At 38.8% G+C, this 18,155-nt stretch carries 15 protein-coding genes; 10 read left to right on the forward strand and 5 right to left on the reverse strand.

The window, feature by feature from the left end:
* The first annotated feature begins 34 nt into the window (after positions 1 to 34).
* The 4 genes from LVD47_RS00565 to LVD47_RS00580 all read left to right on the forward strand — a co-directional run bounded on the left by LVD47_RS00565 (position 35) and on the right by LVD47_RS00580 (position 4,524).
* Complete coding sequence (locus LVD47_RS00565) at positions 35 to 1,192, forward strand: Gfo/Idh/MocA family protein (protein ID WP_236973564.1); 1,158 nt, start codon at positions 35 to 37, stop codon at positions 1,190 to 1,192.
* 250 nt (positions 1,193 to 1,442) lie between these two features.
* Positions 1,443 to 3,047 carry an ArnT family glycosyltransferase gene (locus tag LVD47_RS00570; RefSeq protein WP_236973565.1) on the forward strand — a complete coding sequence of 535 codons (1,605 nt, stop codon included), beginning with the start codon at positions 1,443 to 1,445 and terminating at the stop codon, positions 3,045 to 3,047.
* Between the two features lie 12 nt (positions 3,048 to 3,059).
* Positions 3,060 to 4,115, forward strand: a complete 1,056-nt coding sequence (locus tag LVD47_RS00575; protein WP_236973566.1) for a sugar phosphate isomerase/epimerase family protein — start codon at positions 3,060 to 3,062, stop codon at positions 4,113 to 4,115.
* A gap of 85 nt (positions 4,116 to 4,200) precedes the next feature.
* Entirely contained in the window at positions 4,201 to 4,524 is a 324-nt protein-coding gene (locus tag LVD47_RS00580; protein ID WP_236973567.1) for a hypothetical protein, read from the forward strand.
* A gap of 235 nt (positions 4,525 to 4,759) precedes the next feature.
* Here LVD47_RS00580 and folE read toward each other — a convergent pair whose 3' ends face one another.
* Both folE and LVD47_RS00590 read right to left on the reverse strand, forming a co-directional pair.
* Positions 4,760 to 5,434, reverse strand: a complete 675-nt coding sequence (gene folE / locus LVD47_RS00585) for a GTP cyclohydrolase I FolE (RefSeq protein ID WP_236973568.1) — start codon at positions 5,432 to 5,434, stop codon at positions 4,760 to 4,762.
* Between the two features lie 115 nt (positions 5,435 to 5,549).
* On the reverse strand, positions 5,550 to 6,395 hold the full coding sequence (locus LVD47_RS00590; protein WP_236973569.1) for a prolipoprotein diacylglyceryl transferase: 846 nt from the start codon (positions 6,393 to 6,395) through the stop codon (positions 5,550 to 5,552).
* 603 nt (positions 6,396 to 6,998) lie between these two features.
* Between LVD47_RS00590 and LVD47_RS00595 the strand changes: the two genes are divergently transcribed.
* From LVD47_RS00595 to LVD47_RS00615, 5 genes are all read left to right on the forward strand, one after another.
* Positions 6,999 to 7,763, forward strand: a complete 765-nt coding sequence (locus tag LVD47_RS00595; protein WP_236973570.1) for a glycine zipper 2TM domain-containing protein — start codon at positions 6,999 to 7,001, stop codon at positions 7,761 to 7,763.
* Positions 7,764 to 8,164: 401 nt separating this feature from the next.
* A complete protein-coding gene (locus tag LVD47_RS00600; protein WP_236973571.1) occupies positions 8,165 to 8,437 on the forward strand; it encodes a hypothetical protein in 273 nt (90 codons plus the stop codon).
* Positions 8,438 to 8,579: 142 nt separating this feature from the next.
* Positions 8,580 to 8,990, forward strand: coding sequence for a hypothetical protein (locus tag LVD47_RS00605; protein WP_236973572.1), 411 nt, complete (start codon positions 8,580 to 8,582; stop codon positions 8,988 to 8,990).
* Between the two features lie 266 nt (positions 8,991 to 9,256).
* Positions 9,257 to 9,472 (forward strand): hypothetical protein, encoded by a 216-nt coding sequence (locus tag LVD47_RS00610; RefSeq protein ID WP_236973573.1) that lies wholly within the window; start codon positions 9,257 to 9,259, stop codon positions 9,470 to 9,472.
* The gene (locus tag LVD47_RS00615) at positions 9,453 to 9,719 is read left to right on the forward strand and encodes a hypothetical protein (protein WP_236973574.1); all 267 of its coding nucleotides are present in this window, start codon (positions 9,453 to 9,455) and stop codon (positions 9,717 to 9,719) included. The genes LVD47_RS00610 and LVD47_RS00615 overlap by 20 nt, the downstream gene beginning before the upstream one ends.
* A 337-nt stretch (positions 9,720 to 10,056) precedes the next feature.
* Here the strand turns inward: LVD47_RS00615 and LVD47_RS00620 are convergent, their stop codons facing one another.
* The 3 genes from LVD47_RS00620 to lysS all read right to left on the reverse strand — a co-directional run bounded on the left by LVD47_RS00620 (position 10,057) and on the right by lysS (position 15,062).
* A complete protein-coding gene (locus LVD47_RS00620; protein WP_236973575.1) occupies positions 10,057 to 12,156 on the reverse strand; it encodes a M28 family peptidase in 2,100 nt (699 codons plus the stop codon).
* A 944-nt stretch (positions 12,157 to 13,100) separates the two neighbouring features.
* Positions 13,101 to 13,532 carry a DUF5606 family protein gene (locus tag LVD47_RS00625; RefSeq protein WP_236973576.1) on the reverse strand — a complete coding sequence of 144 codons (432 nt, stop codon included), beginning with the start codon at positions 13,530 to 13,532 and terminating at the stop codon, positions 13,101 to 13,103.
* 3 nt (positions 13,533 to 13,535) lie between these two features.
* A complete protein-coding gene (gene lysS, locus LVD47_RS00630; RefSeq protein WP_236973577.1) occupies positions 13,536 to 15,062 on the reverse strand; it encodes a lysine--tRNA ligase in 1,527 nt (508 codons plus the stop codon).
* A gap of 351 nt (positions 15,063 to 15,413) precedes the next feature.
* On the opposite strand from lysS, the gene LVD47_RS00635 reads away from it, so the two are divergent.
* Complete coding sequence (locus LVD47_RS00635; RefSeq protein WP_236973578.1) at positions 15,414 to 18,023, forward strand: hypothetical protein; 2,610 nt, start codon at positions 15,414 to 15,416, stop codon at positions 18,021 to 18,023.
* The last annotated feature ends 132 nt before the right edge of the window (positions 18,024 to 18,155 follow it).

Consider the following 18,155-nt stretch of genomic DNA (forward strand, 5'->3'; position numbering starts at 1 on the left):
GTTTTTCAAACTAGATATAAAATAACAGTAAACTATGAGTCGAAAAATCAGAATGGGCATGGTCGGAGGCGGTCCCGGTGCATTTATTGGCAATGTTCACCGTATAGCTGCGCGTTTAGATGGAGAAATAGAATTGGTATGTGGATCCTTTAGTTCCAACCCGGATAAGTCAAAAGAAACAGGCAAAGAACTCAATTTACCCGATGACAGAGTATATGATACTTTCCAGGATATGATCGAGAAAGAAAAACAACTTCCCGAAGGAGAACGAATGGATTGTATCAGTATCGTTACTCCCAACCACCTCCACTTTCTACCCGCTAAACTGGCTTTGGAAAATGGGTTTCACGTAATTTGCGACAAACCCATGACCCGTACTCTGGATGAAGCGAAAGAATTGGAGGAAATTGTAAATAAAACGGGGTTGATTTTTGCACTTACACATACATATACTGGCTATCCAATGGTCAAACAAGCCCGGGATATGATAAATGAAGGTACCTTGGGTGAAATACGGAAAATATATGTAGAATATCCCCAAGGGTGGTTAACTGAAAAAGTAGAAGAAACGGATTCCAAGCAGGCAGGGTGGAGAACAGACCCTTCCAAATCAGGTATAGCTGGTGCAATGGGGGATATCGGAACCCATGCAGAAAACCTGGCCGAATATATTACCGGGCAAAAAATTAGCAAAATGTGTGCGGATTTAAATACGGTTGTCGATGGAAGAGTATTGGATGACGACGGGGCTGTATTACTTAAATTTGATGGTGGTGCTTCCGGGATCCTCACGGCCAGTCAGGTAGCTGCAGGGGAAGAAAACAGCCTTGCTATCAGGGTCTATGGCACAAAAGCCGGATTGGAGTGGCACCAGATGGAGCCTAATAGCCTTCAGGTCAAATGGTTGGATCAGCCTATGCAGGTATACAGGACAGGAGTAGGACCATTAAGTGAAGGAGCTACTGCGCACACACGCGTCCCAGCCGGTCATCCCGAAGGATATCTGGAGGCATTTGCTAACTTATACCGCAATTTTGCCAAAACCATACAAGCGAAAATTGAAGGAATAGATCCTGATCCACAGCATTTGGATTTCCCTTCGGTAACTGATGGGGTAAGAGGAATGCAATTTTTATATAAAGTAGTAGAATCGGGAAAGAGTGATCAAAAGTGGACGGATTTCGATGACTAATTAGAGCTTGACTTAATTAACGAAATCCTCTGCGCAACTCTGCAGATTGCGTATAAATAGAAATCTCAAGGGTTCTTTGCGTAGGAAGCCAAGAAAATTACGCAAAGAACCCTTGAGCAATACGAAGGTTCGCATAGTTCTGAGTGTATAGTCTTATATTTCAATTTAAATAAAAAATGTAATTCTTTACGCAAAAAATAATTATTCGTACAGACATTTATTTTTTACTATAAATTTTTAAACATTCAATTTGGATCAAAAGGCTCGTATAGTTACTGGCATTGTTCTCATCAATCTTATCCAGTCTTTTTTTACAGAACTAATGCACGATGAAGCATATTATTGGATGTGGTCGAATAATCTGGCGTGGGGTTATTTTGATCACCCTCCAATGATTGCCTGGGTAATTTGGGTCGGTAAGTCCCTTCTGGAAAGTGAATTGGGTGTGCGATTAATGGCTGTTTTTCTTCATGGATTGACATTGTACTTTCTCTTTACCTTTCTTGAAGAAAAAAACTGGTTTAAAAAAAACTGGTTGTACTATACGATTCCTATCTCCATTCCTCTTTTTCATATTTTCGGCTTTATTGCAACACCCGATGCCCCATTGCTTTTCTTTGTATTTGTATATTTTATTCTTCTGGAGAAGTATCTGAAAACCCCCCACTGGGGTAAAGCCATTTTAATAGGACTAGTTATTTCTGGCATGTTCTATAGCAAATATACTACAATTTTGGTTCCTATATTTACGATCATCGGTTTACCCAGACTGTTAAAAGACAAGAACATTTGGATAGCTTTTTTTGTCGTTATCTTGACCTTTCTTCCACACGCATTTTGGCAAATAAATCATGAGTTTCCCAGTTTGAAATACCATTTGATTGAACGGTCAGATAGCATAGAATGGGAGTTTTTGACAACGTATTTTGTCAATTTTTTTGCATTTAGTCCTGTCTACCCTCTTATATTTTGGTTGGTCTTTAAAAACAAGGTTTCATCCTCTTACGAAAGAATACTGAAATCAGTCTTCTTCGGATACCTGGTTTTTTTCCTGATTATGATCTTTCGGGGACGTCCGCAGCCACAATGGTTTCTACCGATCGTATTCCCCATGGCTTATTATACGATTAAGTACGGCCTTCCCAATGACATCTATCGAAAGTGGGTTAAAGGTTCAGTAATTTTTGTTTTGTGTTTATATGTTCCTTTGCGAATTGTATTAATGCTGTCTAATTTGGATCTTAAAACGGAATTCCACAATAATGAACGAAGCCTGACAACTATGGCAGATATGGCAGGTGAGAAACCGGTTGTGTTTTCCAACAATTATTACTGGCCTTCAAAGTATATGTTTTACACAGGAAATTTATCTTTTGGCATGAGTGATATTAATTACCACAAAACTCAGTTTGACTTTCAGCCCCAAAATGAAATTGCCGTGGATGGCGACACAGTTTTATTTGTAAATTATTTTAAACCCCAAAGTTCAATAACCCGGGAAGATATTAAATTGGAAGTGATGGAAGATTATCCATTGCATTATTGGGTCGCTAACAAACTGGAATTAAACTCTGACAACTCCCAACTCCTGGTCACTTCTCAAAACACTTATCCCGATGAAATCACACTGTCTGCTAATGCCCTGGACCTGACAGCGGTTTATATTGACGACATATCGGGGGAGAGAATTATGCATAAACAAGAATTTAAAACAATCAGGCTTTCACCGGGTGAAGAATATCAATTTACTTTGCCATTTCAGGCGGATCGAGATTTTAAAGGAAAAGTTTTCGTTTCGTTTCATTTAAAGAGATTTGATCCGTATTTTCCAGATTATTTTCTAACAATAAATTAAATAATTACCAGTATGAAAAACATAAAAGGTCCTGCCATTTTCCTAGCCCAATTTGCTTCGGGAGAAGCGCCATTCAACGATTTCAGGTCTATTTGCAAATGGGCAGCTTCATTGGGTTATAAAGGAATTCAGGTACCTACTTTTGTGCCAGAGTTTATTGATCTTGAAAAAGCAGCTACAAGCAAGACATATTGTGATGAACTCAAAGGCATAGCAGCAGAAGAAGGCATTCAAATAACAGAGTTATCTACGCATTTACAGGGACAATTGGTAGCAGTTCATCCGGCGTATAATGAATTATTTGACGGGTTCGCCCCCGAAGAAGTTCACGGTAAGCCCAAAGAACGTACAGAGTGGGCTGTTCAGCAGCTTAAATATGCGGCTGCAGCCAGCCGGAACATGGGAATTGATGTTCATGGCACTTTTTCCGGTGCGCTTATCTGGCAAACGGTATATCCCTGGCCGCAGCGACCCAAGGGGCTCGTAGATTCTGCTTTTAGTGAATTGGCCAGTCGCTGGAAACCAATCCTCGATGAATTTGATGACAAGGGCGTAGACGTATGCTATGAATTGCACCCCGGCGAAGACCTGCACGACGGAATTACATTTGAGCGGTTTGTAGAGGCTGTCGATGGACATTCACGAGCAAATATTCTGTACGATCCATCCCATTTTGTTCTGCAGCAACTGGATTATTTGGATTTTATAGATATTTACCACGAACGAATCCGGATGTTTCACGTAAAAGACGCAGAATTCAACCCTACAGGCAGGTCTGGTGTATATGGAGGGTATCAGGACTGGGTAGAGAGACCCGGAAGATTCCGGTCCCTGGGAGACGGACAGGTAGATTTCAAGTCGATTTTTACCAAATTGGCAAGGTACAACTACGATGGCTGGGCTGTTCTCGAATGGGAATGCGCTATCAAGGACAGTGAACAGGGCGCGAAAGAAGGAGCGCCTTTCATAGCAGACCACATCATCAAAGTAACGGAAAAAGCTTTTGATGATTTCGCAGGGGTAGAAGCGGACGAAAGCTTCAACCGGAAAATAATGGGATTAGAATAAAGTATAAAACTTACATACCAAACGGAAATCCAAAAAGGTTATAACTGCGTATTGTATTTATATTACGTACTTATAACCTTTTTTTATGACTAAGAAATTTGTATTTTTTATTTGTTTGCTGGCAACAGTAATAATTGCATGTACGGATGATCCTATAATGACGGGTGAAGAAGTATCATATGCCGGGGATATCAGACCATTGATCGATACAAAATGTAGTAATCAGGCATGTCACGGACCGGGTTCAACGGTTTTTGAATTGACTACCTATACACAGGTGCAATTGAAAGCATCGCAAATCCGAGAACAAGTGTGGGAATTTCAGACTATGCCACAAACCGGATCGATGACCCAGGAACAACGTGCTCTATTCCGAGATTGGGTAGATGCAGGTGCACCGAATAATTAATATTATTTAATCGTCCAGATTGGGTAACAGAGGATTATTTTGTAGATGGGTTGAATTTTATGTCTCGAGTAAAGAATGATCAGTTCGTTTTCATACCCTAATCACCTCGTGACTCATCGTTTGCAACTCGTAGATTTTTGGAAATCATTTGTTTCCCAAAACTCACGGCTCACCACTCCAAATTATTTTTTCCCGATCGATTATTAACTTCGGCCTCCAGACTCCGGATTCCTAGCTATTTAAGGGCATCCATAAATTCTTTACGGTTAGAAACACTATTAAAGGCACCCGAATAATCCATGGTAATAGTACTACTATTATCATCTTGAATTCCCCTGGTAGTTACACAGAAATGTTTGGCGTCAACCACTACAATCACATCTTCGGTGTTCAAAGCTTCTTTTAACTCTTCGAGAATTTGTCGTGTCATTCGTTCCTGTACCTGTGGTCTCCTCGCACAATAATCCACGATGCGGTTGATTTTGGAAAGACCAATTACTTTACCTTTGGAAATATAAGCTACATGTGCTTTCCCTATAATAGGTAAAAAATGGTGTTCACAGGTGCTTTTTACTGAGATATCTTTCTCAATAATGAATTTGTTGTATTGGTATTTATTGTCAAAAACAGAGATCTTTGGTTTATTCGCGGGATCCAGACCGTAAAATATTTCTTTGACAAACATTTTAGCTACCCTGTAAGGAGTGCCTTTCAAGCTATCATCCGTTAAATCCAACCCCAGGGTCTCCATGATTTCTTCAAACTTTTCGCTTATGATCTCCAGTTTTTCATCTTCGGAAAGGTCAAAAGCGTCATCCCGCATCGGGGTATCAATACTGTGGGTAATGTGCGCGTCGCCTTTAGACTCAATTTCTTCCAAAATTTCCTGCGCCAATTCGTATTTCTTCATTTCTGTCTATATGTTATAAAATCTTCCAGGATTTAAAACGTCGGATTGTGTAAATATGTTCAATAATAAGTAATTTCTCATTTAGATTCGGGTTCCTTTTTGAAGTCACATTTATTTATTTTTTCCCTTTTTTTCTGGCTTTTACCCAACTGAAATCCGGCTCATAAGATTTGGTATTAAACAAAAAATAAACTCCAATCAACACAAAAGGGATACTCAATAGTTGTCCAGTAGATAGCCCCAGGTTAAAAAATGTCTCAATCCCACCCTGGCTTTTCTTAAAATATTCGAGTCCAAAACGTGCTCCCCATAACAATACCATAAACCAACCGAAAATATAACCGAGTTTTTTACGAGCTTCGGTTTTCCAGTAAAGAAAGTAAAGAAACGCAAAAATTATCACACACCCGATGGCTTCATATAATTGAACAGGATGTCGGGGAATATCATCTACCAACGCAAACTTGAAGGCCCAGGGGACCTCTGCAGGTTTGCCAATAATTTCATGGTTCATCAGGTTCCCGGTCCGGATAAAAGCTCCGGCCAGCGTCACAGGAATAACGATCCGGTCCAGAATCCATAAATATGGCGTTTTGCTTACTTTCCTGGAAAACAACCAAAGAGCAAAAAGTATACCTATGGCGCCTCCGTGCGATGCCAATCCGCGGTATCCAATAAACTGGAATTCCGGCTCGAAGCGCACAGGAAGGATAATCTCAAGTGGATGTTGGGAAAAATAAGCCCAATCGTAAAACAGACAATGTCCCAGTCGCGCACCCAGAATGGTAGCAATTACCATATAAGTAAGCAAAGAATCTAACCAATCCAGATTGGCGTTTTCCCTTTTAAATATTTTTTTCATCAGGATGTACCCAATAAAAAAGCCAGCGGCAAAAAGTACACTATACCATCTTAAAAATCCCCACTGTGGATCAACGTTCCAGTCGATGTAATAAATCATTTCTGCTTTTTTGCAAAAGTACAGTATATTTTGAAGATTGAGGAAAAATGAGAAATTTAGTGGAAGTCCAAGGGACTAAAACATACAAGCTGATTTAAATTTCATAAATTTCGAATAGTTATATTTTATTCGCATAATAAACCTGAATGTTTTTTGTTTTTAAAATAAAATATTTCTATATTTGACTTAATACGTTTTAAATATTATTTTTTAAGCTCTGTCTGTTTTTTTGAAGCAGTTGGAGCAAAACAACAACTCGACAACCCAATATAATTGTCCGGGTTGTATAATGTCTTCTAATCCCTCGCCGATAGTACTTTTTGACGAAATAATAAAATTCAATTTACTATGGCACATCTATCCAGCCTATGGGCTTACGCTTTCTGGTAGGTACTATTTACAAAACTACTTACCCATTCAGGGTGGAAGCGCTTTCGAAGTGGTTTGCGCTCTCTCAATCAGGACCGAATATTCACTTTTACAGTCATTTTACGATCCAAAACCCTTACGTAAAAAAGCAAAAAACCTCATTCCGACGGATTTAGGCAAAAGTCGGAATGAGGCTAAAATTAATTAGTATAACAATATAAAAATAACAAAAAAATGAAACGTAATGTTTTAATTTCAATCTTTTCAATTATTGTAATTTCTCTATTGGTAAGTGCTTGTGAAAAAGAAAACCATAGACAACAGACTTTGGAAGTGGATTATAAAGAGTTATCCAATAAACTTACTCCAAAAGCAGTAGGTGAAATTCATTCGAATCTTTCTGTAAATGTATATAATAAATTGAATGAATGGAACCTTCAAGTTCCTAAAAATGGACCTGAAATAGTTTATGATGAACTACTAATAAAAAAACAATCAATTCAAGCAAAATTTTCTCCAGAGAAGACAAGAATAATGTATTTAGAACTTTTTGATCTGAATAAAGAAACTTTGTCAGGTTGGTCAATACATAATATAGAATTTAAAAGGAAAATAGATAGCTTGTTTTATGAGGATATTATGCATATAGTTGATCTATGGTTAGATTTCGATGAATTTGAGTCTACGCTTTCTTCGATAATTACTCAATATTCTGATCATTACTTAAATGAAAACTTATTAAGTATAAAGGCTGTTTCGATTAGTTCCTATGAATTTTGGAAAGAAAATTATCCAAAATTAGCACAAGAAAATATTCGAGCATTGCCTCCTGAAGAAGAGGAAAAAGAAACTCATCCTTGGGCGCGTTCTGTTATAGGAGGAGATATAAAAGGAGCAATCGGCGGATCAATTTTTGGAGGCCTAGCAGGAGCACTTATTGGAGCTAATGCAGGTACTTTACTAAGTATAGTTGAATGCATAGGTTTTGGATGTGAATAAATTTTAATGAAAATGAAACCAAGAATAACCAAAGGAATAAAGTGGGGACTTTTAATGTTTTTGTTTTTCGAGATTACTAATATTTTGTTTAGAATAAGGCCAAATGTGGAGTATTTTAGCATAAAATATTGGCTATTTATACTTTTCTCACTTGTTTTCTGGCTAATAATAGGACAAATTTGGAGTTATTTAAGATATAAACGAAATTGGAAATAGGGGTTTTACTTGGCGAAAGCTAAGAAGGAATTGGTTTACTAAATGGGGAAATTCAAAAGCACTTGGAAAACTTATTATAAATGATGCTGCAGGCATGGTGGCTGGTGCTATTAATGCAGTTATTTCAACTGGTGGTGTAGTTGCGGCAATAGAAGTTTATGAACTTTCGGAAAAAATAGTAAATCATGATTGCTAATGTAATGAAATCAAAAAAGGTTGAAATTTCTGGGAAAGCTCTCATTTATATTGGCCTGATTGCCATATTGATTACAAAGCTTAAATGGATTGCTATTCCTTATTTAGATGATATAGGATTTTGGATACTTGTGATTGGAGCTATTTTAGTCCTAATGTCAAGTAAGCGTAGTGAAAACAACAAATTATTGATAGTAGGTGTGTTAAGTCTAATCGGTGTATGTTTGCTTTTATACTATTTTGTGTATGTAGCCCAAAAGTAATAAAGTACTAAATTTAGCCGATGATTTTGACTGCATAATTATGGTATGACATGCAGAAGGAGTTTCTTCATGGTTTCATTTTTTCAAAAACGACTGGAAAGACCAGTAAGCAATTGCTTTTGTTGATCATTAAAAACGAGCGATGCAAAAAATCGGATACAATCAAAAGCAATTTTTTAGAAATTTCCCCGGTTTATGGGTTGTTCTTTTCGTTGTATATTTGTTTCTTCAACTAATAGACAATCATTTTTACGATGCTCTTTTCAAAGCTTTTTATACGTCAGTTTTGGCTTCAGGGGTCATTTCTTTAGGTGTTTTTCTTTGGGATAAGCGATATTTACATCGACTGAATATTGAGAAACATAGGTTTATTGAGGAAGTGGAACACTCAAAGTTTAAAGATCGCTTTATACAAAGAACAAACGGAGACTTTTTGATTCGGTCCAACTTATTGTTTGGAGATATCCAGGGGAAATTTGAAGAAGGATTTGTCGTCTTGACAGGCTCAAAGTATCAACTTAGGAAGTTTTTGGATGCCGTAAATCTATCTTGAATATAAAACTCATTGAAATGAACAATGTATTATTTCTTTCAAAAGTGATCCTATATTTTGGAGGAACCTTTTTTGTCGGGGGCTTTTTTAATCTATTGGGTCGAGTGGATTCATTGCCGGATTACCTTTTCCTAAAGTTGATAATCATTTCTGCAATTTCGACGCTGGTGGTGCTTTGGATTGAATATAAATTTCTTCCCAAAGTAAAGCAGAATAATAATAGCTTATGAAAGAGGACCTCCAATTCTGATAAAATTATTTTGAAATTGATTTATTTAAAAATTTTAATCGTTTCCATCGGGCTTGGAGCTGTTAATTTTATTTTGTTCTTTCTGATTCAGAATAATTTAGGTCCCCGGTCTGATGAAGACAACTTTGCATTATCATTAGTTGCCTCTTTAATATTTGGAGCAGGGATCTTTCTTTTTTTTACCATCAAACAGTTGGTGAGAGATTATCGGAATGAAGAGGAAGCGCATTAGTGTCGAGCTCTATCTTTTTCACTATGAGCCGATAATTGTGATTTGGAATAATGATGGGGAACAATTTCTTCCTGTTTCCCATCTATTCCTATGTAAAATAATCATTCGCATCTCAGGCAACCGACCTTCGAGACGGTCCAATTTATTGTTTGGAGATATCCAGGGAAAGTTTGAAGAAGGAGTTGTTGTTCTGACGGGTTCAAAATATCAACTTAGGAAGTTATTGGATGCCGTAAATCTATCTTGAATATAAAACTCATTGAAATGAACAATGTATTATTTATTTCAAAAGTGATCCTATATTTTGGAGGAACCTTTTTTGTCGGGGGCTTTTTTAATCTATTGGGTCGAGTGGATTCATTGCCGGATTACCTTTTCCTAAAGTTGATAATTATTTCTGCAATTTCGACGCTGGTGGTGCTCTGGATTGAATATAAATTTCTGCCCAAAGTAAAACAGGATAATAAAAACAATCTATGAATAAGGCTACTTATGATTAGCATTACTTTTTTTGACTATGACCAAATGATGATAGTTTTGAGTGATGATGGGAAACAATCTTCTACTGTTTCCCATCCATTTTTTTAGTTTACAATGAACGCATGTATCTCCGATAAACGATTTTCGAGTCGTTCAAATATCTCCATATGCCGGTCAATTGCTTTCTTGAAATCGGCCAGGTCATCTGTCTCAATATAATACCTTAACTCCGGCAACATCCAGGCGGCATACCCACTAAACGGATCAGAACAAGCGTATATAGAGCGGTACCAACTACCGAACGGCATACCCTTTTCCGAAAGAAAAGTCCGTTCTATATCGATAAGTTGGGAATTGATTTTTGAAATGTTTTTCCGGTCAATAGTGTGGGCCAGAGAATCTATAAAGGCTCCCGCCTTTTCAATTTCCTCAGCCTTTTCCAGCAATGGATTCAACAATTGCTTCTCCCAATTATTTTTAATTGACAGCTTTTTGATAGACTCGATATGTTTTTCCAAATCAGTACCGTATTGTGATAGGTCGTACGGAACAACATCATTTTCTGACAATAGAAGGGTAATATTGCCAAGAACTTTACCAAGTGTAGCTCCATTTTGATAGGTAGTATCCCCGAATTTGTCAAACCAGGCCAGGTTGTCATAGTTGGAATGGTACAGCGTGGGATTCCACATGGATGCGCCCATAGAAGGGATGCCCAGGTGTGAATAAAACCCGATATGGTCGGATCCTCCTCCCAGGTTCCCGATATCAGGGATTTCGCCTTTTTCTTTCTTTTGGTTTTGGGTCCAATGTTCCCTCACAGTTAGGTCTGTATCCTGGTATTGTGTTGCACTGGAAGCCTGGTAAATGAGTCGCTTTAAGGAAGGAGAGGATGCTGCACTAAACCGTATTCCGGCACAAGCAGCATCCGCATTGATATAGGCCAGCGTATTGGCACTGAGTTCATCTTTCATTTGTTCTACCCATTCAGCGGATCCAAGGATCCCGTATTCTTCAGCATCCCAATGGCCTATCAATATGCTACGCTTGGGTCTCCAACCCTGTTTTTTCAATTTCCCTAAGGCATCGGCCATTGCCAGGAGCATTGCCGTCCCACTGTTGGGATCAGTTGTGCCGAAAGACCATGCATCATAATGACATCCGAGGATAATCCATTCATCGGGAAACTCAGTTCCTTCCATCGTCCCGATCACATTTTGAACCCGTAAAAACTCTTTAGCTTGTTCGACTTCCAACTGTACAGATAGTTTTTCACCTCCTTCTATTCTGTAAGTAAACGGAAGCCCTCCCTGCCAGGCAGTGGGTACCGAAGATCCGGTCATTCTTTCCAATATCTCTCTGGCAGAACCATAACCCAACGGAGCAACCGGAATGGTATGGAAAGCTATATCATCCGGGTTCAGTCGTTCCGGAGAATCGGGATGGTCTAACGGCAATGCCGGATCCAGTGGAGTTAATGGATCTCCTGTATAATCCAATGTCAGTACCGAACCGCGTTGAATGGTACTTCCATTGGAGTAAGGGCCTTCAGGGTAGGTTAGTCCTTTCATGTAGCCAGCATCTTCCGGATCCGTATACATAATTAATCCAACTGCACCGTATTCTTCAGCAAATTTGGCTTTGTAACCTCTGAAATTTCCCCCGTACCGGGCTATTGCGATTTTCCCTTCCAGTGAGACACCTAGCTCTTTTAGTTTTTCAAAATCCTCTTTACGGCCGTAATTAGCATACACTATTTCTCCCGTCACTTTCCCCTCACCTGAATAGGCATTCCATCCGAAATCAAGGTCGGGATGGGATGAATAAATATCTTCTTCTATAATATTTTCCCGGTTGTTTAATGGTATGCGTTCGGGGGTGATTATGGATATACGAGCTGTCCCCGGCCCTTTGGGCATGTAAATGTCGTACGGGTACATTTTTGATGTAAATCCGGCCATTTCCATAGCAGCACTTATGTATTCGGCTACTTTAAGGTTGGCTTCCGTTCCGGCCCGGTGGGGGTGGGAAGAAAGAGCAATGAGGTGTTTCTTGAAGTTCGCAGGGGTGACTTCTTTCATGAAGTCCCGGGCGATTGGAGTATTCAGGTCAAATGTGTCGGTTTGGGAGTAAATCTCCAAACTTATAATACAAAATAGTACAAGTACGGTAATTCTTATAAAACAAGTATTGGCGTATTTCAAAACAGCAAGTTGTTGATTAAATTTCTATCAATATTGATACTATTTTTAAGTTGTCAAATTTACTCTTTTAGTGAGAAATTCAAAGTTCTTATATTTTAAGCCTTTAGCTAAGAAATGGACAAATAGACACAGAAACTATTTGCTTAGCCCCTTCTATTATGATCGAATATTATCATAAAAAAATAAATCAAAGTCCAAGTTTGTGGAGCCTACCCACCAGTTCAAATTTTCAATATCCGTAATGGTGAAATTTGGAATACAATTAGGAGTCAATCAAATCAACAGTCATTTTGGAACGAAGTGTCTCTGAATGTAAAGGTGTTACCCCTTAAAGAAACAGATGTAGAAATAGCATCGGTTATAATGAAAAGACTTAGAGCTTACCTAAATTTAACAAATTCTCAGCGCAGCTCTGCGGATTCCGCATCCATGTTGAATCTCAGCGGGCCTTTGCGAAAGAGCTAAAAAATTACACAAAGATTCGCCAAGCAACGAGAAGGCTCGCAAAGTTTTGAGCCTAAAGGCTTATGGATAAAATAATTACGCACACTAATATTTAATTTAACTTGAGTTCGACAGAGACAAAAGAGCTCTGAAGTGCCTGTCCCGACATGAATTCGGCGGGAAGCAAAATATAATTAACCCTGGGTGCCAACCCAGGGTGGAAATCAAGATGAAACGTCGATTCTGGCATTGATTTCCACAAAGTGATGCCTTGGGCATTGCATTTTTTGCAAAAAAAAATGACAGAATCAATTATTCATTGAGCTCACGTTAATTTATTGCTTTAACTTTTTGAGTATACTCTTAAAAGCCAAAACAAAATCATTGGTTTGAAAGATATTTTAATTGGAGCAACAGCTATATCTCATTAACTGGAACTTTCCACACTAAACCGTACGGATTTTGAACGAATAGAATATCTAAAACTTACCAGTAAAGTATTATTCCTCCTCTTCAGATACAGGTTCGGCTTCTTCTGTATCAGGTTCTTCTTCCTCTTCCACTATTTCAAGCATACCTTCACTTTCGAGAAACAGGTACCATTTAATGATTTTCTTTATATCGCTGGCATATACTTTATCCTGGTCGTATTCAGGTAAAATCTCTTCGAAGTATTCTCTTTGGTCAGATTTGGTCATCCCATCTTCCGGTGGATTGTCTTTCATTTTGGCAAATACATCAGCCAATGGAATCGCATCGTCATGAGTATAAATGGCAATGGACTCAAGGGGTGAAAATTGATAGCTTCGGGCGGATAAAAACTTTTTCTGTCCGTCTTCCATGGATTCAACAATAATTCCATTGTTTTTGGTAGTGATTAACCTGAAAAGTCCTGGTAAACCACTTACTGACAATAAGTCTTTGATTTGCATATATTATTTTTCTTTTCTCATTTGGGGAAAAAATATGACTTCCTGAATCGATGTTTGACCGGTCAGCAACATTACTAGTCGGTCAATACCAATACCTAATCCCGAAGTGGGCGGCATTCCGTATTCCAGTGAACGGAGAAAATCCTCGTCCTGCTGTCCTACTGCTTCTTCGTCACCGCGTTGAGCCAGTTTGATTTGTTCTTCAAATCGCTCCCTTTGGTCTATTGGGTCATTGAGCTCGGTATAAGCATTGCCGATTTCTTTTCCGTTTACAAATAGCTCAAACCTTTCTACCAGGCCTTCTTTACTTCTGTGTTTTTTGGCCAAAGGTGTCATCTCGATAGGGTAATCAATTATGTAGGTAGGTTGAATAAGGTTGGGTTCTGCTACTTCACCAAAAATCTCATCGATTAATTTGCCTCTTCCCATGCTCTTGTCAACTTCTATGTGCAATTTTTTGCATTCGGCTCTCAATGCTTCTTCATCCATTTCAGAAACGTCAATATTGCCGTATTTTTCGATGGATTCATATATACTCAGGCGAGGATAAGGGCCTTTGAAATCAATTTCTTGATCTTTGACTTTTACCTTGGTAGTACCTTTTACATGAGTAGAAATATATTCCAGAAGGTTTTCCACCATTTCCATCATCCAGTAGTAGTCCTTATTAGCGACATAGATTTCCATGGAGGTATATTCGGGATTATGGGTCCGGTCCATTCCTTCGTTTCGGAACATTTTTCCGATTTCATATACTCCTTCGAAGCCCCCTACGATTAGCCTTTTCAGGTGCAGTTCATTGGCTATCCTCAGGAAATACGGCATGTCCAGTGTGTTGTGGTGAGTCTTGAAGGGTTTCGCCGCCGCACCACCGTGTAATGCCTGAAGTATTGGTGTTTCGACTTCCAACCAACCCTGGTCGTCAAAATACCGACGCATAGCCGAAATAACCCGGGATCGGGTTTCGAATATGGATTTCACCCCGTCATTGACGATAAGGTCAACATAGCGCTGACGGTATCTCATTTCGGGATTGACAAAGGCATCGTGTCTTTTTTCTTCTCCTGTTTCTTCGTCCTTGGTGATTTTTACGATGGGGAGTGGTCGCAATGACTTCGCCAATACTTTCAGTTCGTTGACGTGAATACTGGTCTCGCCAACTTTCGTTTTGAATACATAACCTTTTACCCCTATTATATCACCAATATCCAGAAGCTTTTTAAAGACTTTATTATAAAGCGTTTTATCCTCCCCTGGTGCAATTTCATCGCGGTTGACATAGAGTTGGATCTTCCCGGTAGCATCTTTTAGTACGGCAAAAGAGGCTTTACCCATTACCCGTTTTGTCATCAATCGGCCTGTAAGTGATACCTCTTTGAAGTCATCCTTATTCTCCTCGGAAAAATTTTCAAGAATATTTTTGGCGGTAGTATTCACCTCAAATGCCGCTGCCGGATAAGGGTCAATTCCCAGGCTGCGAATATCTTCCAGGGCCTGTCTTCTGATTTTTTCTTGCTCTGTCAATTGCATATATTTTTCAGATCTTTTGCTAGTTTCTCTAAAGGAGTGCAAAAATAAAGTAAAATTAAGAAATGAACTGATTTTAAATCGTTTAATTGAATATTATAGTCAGAATCTTGTAGAAAAAACCAGGGCAGAGAACTGTTTCGGGCGGACAACCGGTAGGGTGAAAAGGATTGATTAATTAATGGTTTACTGTAGTTCTTAACTACAAACTCGAAACTATTAGCTCGCAGGTTGAGGCTTGCAGCTAAATATTCTACATATCTATAAAATAATATAGGTTAAAAACCCGTCTCTAATGGGAAGTTTTCGAACTTACTGGTTACTTTTGTTAAAATTTTGAAGCTTCCATTTTACATGAATATAAGCTCTACCACATATCCGAAACGATTGCTATTTCTTTTGATTTTTCTCTTCGGAGGATCCCCTTTTCTTCTGAATGCTCAGGATTGTGAAGATATTTTATACGAGCCACTGAGAGAAGTTGGAGAAGTTATTGAAGACGGTATACGCTATAAGAAAGTACAAATATTTGTTGAAAACCCTAATGCTGGTGCTACCAATTCTTTCTTTGCACTTGTTGATCGTCAAGATCCTGAGTTTGAAGATTTTCCGGATAATGCGCATAAATACAACCAGTGGACCAATGAAATTTTTATTCCGTTAGATGCGGTAGAACTTTGGTTGGTAGATGTTAATAATCCTGATTGCAAAAAGCCAATTCCATTACACCTAGAAGAAGATCCTTGTGATTTTAGATTAAATGAGAGATATGACTTAGATTCTAATGATTGCAGTAATGTAAATATTACTTTGATTCCTCCAGATACAATAACTTTAGAATCTGTAGAATGGTTTTTTAATGGTGATACTTCCTCTCCAGTACATACTGAATTGCAATATAGAAATCCCCCTGCTGGTAATTATATTGTGGAACTAAAAGCAGATAACGGATGTGAAGTAACCAAAGAGTATAGAGGAGTTGCTTGTCCTCGTTCCAATGCCGGAGAAGATTTTACAATCCCGTATTGTATTGAAGATAGCGCGGCACTTAACTTGAGGAGTAACCTTGGACCCAACGTAGACTCAGGAAGGTTTTATACTGATAATTTTTCAGAGATAACGGAGCAAGATGCCAGTCAAATGACTTTTAGCCAGGAAGGAGAGACCAACTATTACTATATTTCCCAAACCAATCATTTGGGAAGAGACACAGCAATTATTACTGTAGATGCCTATTCCGGGAACTGCAATAATTCGTGTTTATTCAATTTGGCCGTTTCGCCAGAGTGCGACTCTGTTCAGGAAATCACTTTTTCCCTGTTGGACTGGGGGAACACTACAGATACCATGGCCAATGTCATTTTACCGGACGGGAATGCCATTCAACTCAGAGTTGGAGAATTCTATACTTTTGAAAATACCCGTTTTAATGACTCCCTTTTTATCGATGTATCATCTACCAGTAATATGGGATGTGACAGTACGATCTTACTGGGATATTTCAGTCCCTGTATCGAGACCAATTGTGATTATACCGTAGTAGCTGCCGTGGATAGTAATTTATGTTACCGCGATACCTCAGGAAGAATAGATTTGACTATAGCCAATAGCATTGATCCGGTATCAGTTTCATGGAGCAGTGGGACTACGGGTCCCTCTTTGCAACAGTTGAGAACAGGAATCTACGAAGCATATATTGAAGACGGTACCGGTTGCAGGGATACAATGGTATACGAAGTGGGCGGCCCTGTTCGCGGAATCGAGATCGATGTAAGTACTGAAGAAAACGGTAATGATTCAGTGACCTTAATTGTAAGTGCAGTGAATGGTACAGGACCATACCAATTTGAAGTGGAATTGGATCACCAATACGTAACCTTTTCACAAGGTTCGGTTACAGAGCGGAGAATTTCATTTGAACAAACCATAGATACAGCAAGGGTCACGGTTACGGATGCCAGGGGATGTATAGCAGTACAAACTATTCTCCTCACGCCCAGGTGTTTTACGCTTGAAATAGACACTTTGGCTACCAATTGTGGTATGGCCAATGGAAGCATTGCACTGACCGTGCCGGAAGAAGTGCGGAATGGAGGTTCTATTACCTGGGAAGATACAGATGAAAATAGTTTATGGGAACGATCAAATCTTCCATCGGGAGAATATCCTTTTGAGATAAGTTATGGTGAATGCCTGGTGCCGGATACCGCAATAATTAGAAGAAATAATTATTCGCAACCTGCCTTTGTCCAATCAAATGAATGTCCGGTGGATGGATTATTCGAGGTAGAAGTACGGAATAGTGAGAACCTCGTAAATTGGACTATTGGTGGAAGCACTTCATCGGATTTCACAACTCAACTCCTTGCCAATCGTGAACATGAGATCATAATTGAAACCATTGAAGGTTGTGTAGACACTGTATTAGTAAATGACACGGAAGCGTCGTGGATTGAAGAACTTACTTACCGTTCGCCGGATTTGTTACACGCTTCAATTACCCTAGACGAAAGTAGTTTGAATTCTTTCGGATGGCAACAAGATAGTTCAGAATTATGCACCTATTGCTTTGAATACCAATCTGAAGATGTCATCCAGACAGGCAATTATACATTTTTTGTGGCACCTTTTGACGGTTGTTACGCAGATACTACCATTAGTTTACAACAAGATGAAATGTTTTTTGAAATGCCGAATGTCATTACTTTGAATAATTCGGTAAATAACCAAATTCAGATTTTCGACCCTTTCGACCAGATGGCATCTGTGATGAGGTTCAGTGTATATGACCGGTACGGGAATGAGTTATACGTTAATGAAAATATGAGCCACGGGACTAATGATAGCCTCAACTGGCCGCAGGCAGATACGGCACTTCCTAATGTCATTATCTGCGTGGCACAAATTAAATGCAAAGACGATAAAGAGGTCACGCTTACGCAAAGTGTTTTGGTGTTGAGGTGAATAAAAGAATAAGTAGTGATAGTCCAAGAAAGATAAAAAGGACAAAGAAATGCTTAGATCATTGATAGATACCTTTTTAAAACTTGAAGGTTTCAATTCATTTCATTTTCATAGTCGACTCATTAGTACAAA

Source organism: Membranihabitans maritimus, from assembly GCF_021729145.1.
GTDB lineage: Bacteria > Bacteroidota > Bacteroidia > Chitinophagales > Saprospiraceae > Membranihabitans > Membranihabitans maritimus.

Bases quoted from the DNA above. Each gene is read 5' to 3' on its own strand.
- LVD47_RS00575 (WP_236973566.1), top strand. From the start codon at position 3,060: ATGAAAAACATAAAAGGTCCTGCCATTTTCCTAGCCCAATTTGCTTCG.
- LVD47_RS00605 (WP_236973572.1), top strand. From the start codon at position 8,580: ATGCAAAAAATCGGATACAATCAAAAGCAATTTTTTAGAAATTTCCCC.
- LVD47_RS00595 (WP_236973570.1), top strand. From the start codon at position 6,999: ATGAAACGTAATGTTTTAATTTCAATCTTTTCAATTATTGTAATTTCT.
- LVD47_RS00580 (WP_236973567.1), top strand. From the start codon at position 4,201: ATGACTAAGAAATTTGTATTTTTTATTTGTTTGCTGGCAACAGTAATA.
- LVD47_RS00615 (WP_236973574.1), top strand. From the start codon at position 9,453: ATGAAGAGGAAGCGCATTAGTGTCGAGCTCTATCTTTTTCACTATGAG.
- LVD47_RS00600 (WP_236973571.1), top strand. From the start codon at position 8,165: ATGATTGCTAATGTAATGAAATCAAAAAAGGTTGAAATTTCTGGGAAA.
- LVD47_RS00590 (WP_236973569.1), bottom strand. From the start codon at position 6,395: ATGATTTATTACATCGACTGGAACGTTGATCCACAGTGGGGATTTTTA.
- LVD47_RS00565 (WP_236973564.1), top strand. From the start codon at position 35: ATGAGTCGAAAAATCAGAATGGGCATGGTCGGAGGCGGTCCCGGTGCA.
- LVD47_RS00625 (WP_236973576.1), bottom strand. From the start codon at position 13,532: ATGCAAATCAAAGACTTATTGTCAGTAAGTGGTTTACCAGGACTTTTC.
- LVD47_RS00635 (WP_236973578.1), top strand. From the start codon at position 15,414: ATGAATATAAGCTCTACCACATATCCGAAACGATTGCTATTTCTTTTG.
- lysS (WP_236973577.1), bottom strand. From the start codon at position 15,062: ATGCAATTGACAGAGCAAGAAAAAATCAGAAGACAGGCCCTGGAAGAT.
- folE (WP_236973568.1), bottom strand. From the start codon at position 5,434: ATGAAGAAATACGAATTGGCGCAGGAAATTTTGGAAGAAATTGAGTCT.